The sequence below is a fragment of the Rhodoblastus sphagnicola genome (assembly GCF_002937075.1).
Lineage (GTDB): Bacteria > Pseudomonadota > Alphaproteobacteria > Rhizobiales > Beijerinckiaceae > Rhodoblastus > Rhodoblastus sphagnicola.
Genome location: NZ_NHSJ01000079.1, coordinates 1 through 2578, shown reverse-complemented (window position 1 = coordinate 2578; position 2578 = coordinate 1). Strand labels below are relative to the sequence as shown.

The window sequence follows — 2578 nt, the reverse complement described above, 5'->3', positions numbered from 1 at the left end:
GCCGGCGAATGCCGGCCGCAAGCTGGTTCATCGTCACGCCCTGGCGACGCGCGTCACCCATTGGATCAACGCGCTTTGCGTGACCGTGCTGCTGATGAGCGGATTGCAGATTTTTCTCGCGCATCCCGCGCTTTACTGGGGTCCGTTCGGCGCCGACGCCGACCGCCCCGCCTTTGAAATCGGCGCCGAGACGGTCAAGGACGGCGCCCAGCGCGGCTATGTGCGCCTTGGCTCCGCCACCCTTGAAACCACAGGCGCGCTCGGCCTTGTGCCCGGCGCCGATGGCGGCCTGAGCGCGCGCGCCTTTCCGCGCTGGGCGACCATTCCCGGCTGGCGCAGCCTCGCGCTCGGACGGCGCTGGCACTTCTTCTTCGCCTGGCTGTTCGTCGCCAATATCACCGCCTATTACCTGTTCGGTCTCGTCAACAAACATCTGCGGCGCGACCTCGCGCCGACGCGCGCCCAGTTAAGTCCGCGCGCAATCTTGCGCGACATCGGCGATCACCTGCGGCTGAAGTTTCCCAAGGGCGAGGCGGCGCTGCATTACAACCCGTTGCAGAAACTCGCTTATCTCGGCGTCATCGCCGTGCTGCCGCCGACCATGATCCTGACGGGTCTCACCATGTCGCCGGGGATGGACGCCATCGCGCCCTGGCTGGTCGATCTGTTCGGCGGCAGGCAATCGGCGCGCACAATCCATTTCATCGCCGCCAGTCTGTTGCTGCTGTTCGTGGTCGTCCATCTGGCGATGGTTGTGCTCGCCGGGCCGATCAATGGCGTGCGCGCCATGATCACCGGCAAGCTGGCGATTTCAAAGGAGGATGACCATGAGCCGCATTCTGCTCCCCACCCCTAAACGGATCGGCCGCCGAAAATTTCTCGGCCTCAGCATGGCCGGTCTTGGCGCGACTTTGCTCGGCGGCTGCGACCGTCTTTCGGAAGCGCCACAATTTCTGGATCTGCTCGGCTCGGCGGAAGGGCTGACATATCGCATGCAGCGGCTTCTCGGCGGCAATGCGCTGGCGCGCGAATTTTCCGCCGCCGATCTGTCGCCCGATTTCAAGGTCAATGGCACGCAGGCGCCGGATACGCCTGAATATGCCGCCTTTCAGGAGACCGGCTTCGCCAATTGGCGGCTGCGCGTCGATGGTCTGGTGGTCAAGCCGCTCGACCTGTCGCTGGCCGATCTGCGCGCGCTGCCGCAAAGAACGCAAATCACCCGTCACGATTGCGTCGAAGGCTGGAGCGCCATCGGCAAATGGCAGGGGCCGACGCTTGGCGATGTATTGAAGAGCGCCGGCGTTCAGCCGGCCGCGCGTTTCGCCGTGTTTCATTGCGCCGATTTTTATGAACGCGCCGCCGATGGAACCGGCCAATATTACGAAAGCATCGACCTGATCGACGCCTTTCATCCCCAAACCATCCTCGCCCATCGTCTCAACGACGAGCCGCTGTCGGTCGGCCATGGCGCGCCGCTGCGACTGCGGGTCGAGCGGCAACTCGGCTACAAGCAGGCCAGATATGTGATGCGGATCGAACTGACCGACAGGCTCGACCTTTTGGGGCGCGGCAAGGGCGGCTTCTGGCCGGATCGCGGCTATGAATGGTACGCGGGGATTTGAGTCTCTTCAGCCGGCGTAATCGATCTTGAGCGCCTGAAAGGCGGCCAAAGCCGCGGCGCGGTCGGCCATCGTGGTCTGGACATGCGGGCGCTTGGCCATGTCGGCGAGATAGGCGCTGGCGCCCGGCAGATGCGCCGCCAAAAAATCCTCGCCGTAGATTTTCAGGCTCGCCTGCCGGACATAATCGAGATGGAAAATCGCGGCGCAATCGGCGGCGGTGAAATCCGCGCCGCAAATATGGGGCGAGAAGCCGGCGAGCCGCGCCAAGGCCTCCAGTCCCGCCGCCAGTTTGGCGCGGACATCGCTTTTGGTTTCGGCTGAGACGGCGCCGCCGAAAAAGGCTTCGCGATAGAGGCGGCGAACCACCCATTCGACATTGAGTTCGAGATGCTGGAGCAGTTCGCGGCATTTCGCCCGGGCGAAGGGCGCGGCGGGAAAGAGCGGCTTGTCGCGGAATTCATCCTCAAGATATTCGAGTATGGCCTGCGTCTCCGACAGGCCGCCCTTCGCGGTCTCGACAAAGGGAATCCGTCCCAGCGGCGAGGCGTGCGAAAAACTTGCGCGCTCCCAGGGATAGGCCAGCTTCTCCGTGAAGGGGACGCCCTTTTCCAACATGCAGAGCTTGAGCTTGTTGTAATAATTGCTGACGCCGAAACCGCATAGAGTGATCATGGCGCCGCTCCGAGTCCGCATGAAAGTCATGCAAGGCGCGACTGTAGCGCAATCCGGCGCTCATGGCTGGCCAAATAAGAAAACAAATTCGGTTCAGCCTGATGGTTTCAAAAGGATCAGCGCGTTCAACCGTTCCGCAACGCCGCCAGCTCCGCTTCCAGCGCGAGAATGCGGGCGTCGCGTTCGGCCAGGGCCGCAGCCACATCGGCGGCGTCGATTTTTTGCGGGATATGCTGCGGACAATTGGCGTCCCAGGCGGAAACCGTGAACAGGATCGCCTGCGA

General features: G+C 63.1%; 3 protein-coding genes and 1 pseudogene. 2 read left to right on the top strand and 2 right to left on the bottom strand.

What is annotated here, in order from left to right; genetic code table 11:
* Window positions 1-22: 22 nt before the first annotated feature.
* Entirely contained in the window at window positions 23-856 is an 834-nt protein-coding gene (locus CCR94_RS12645) for a cytochrome b/b6 domain-containing protein (RefSeq protein WP_104508214.1), read from the top strand.
* Window positions 828-1622 (top strand): molybdopterin-dependent oxidoreductase, encoded by a 795-nt coding sequence (locus tag CCR94_RS12640; RefSeq protein ID WP_104508213.1) that lies wholly within the window; start codon window positions 828-830, stop codon window positions 1620-1622. Before CCR94_RS12645 ends, CCR94_RS12640 begins: the two co-directional genes overlap by 29 nt.
* A gap of 6 nt (window positions 1623-1628) precedes the next feature.
* Here CCR94_RS12640 and CCR94_RS12635 read toward each other — a convergent pair whose 3' ends face one another.
* Window positions 1629-2294 (bottom strand): glutathione S-transferase, encoded by a 666-nt coding sequence (locus CCR94_RS12635; protein ID WP_104508212.1) that lies wholly within the window; start codon window positions 2292-2294, stop codon window positions 1629-1631.
* A gap of 125 nt (window positions 2295-2419) precedes the next feature.
* Window positions 2420-2578: pseudogene (locus CCR94_RS26015) on the bottom strand (pyridoxamine 5'-phosphate oxidase family protein); the annotation flags it as partial.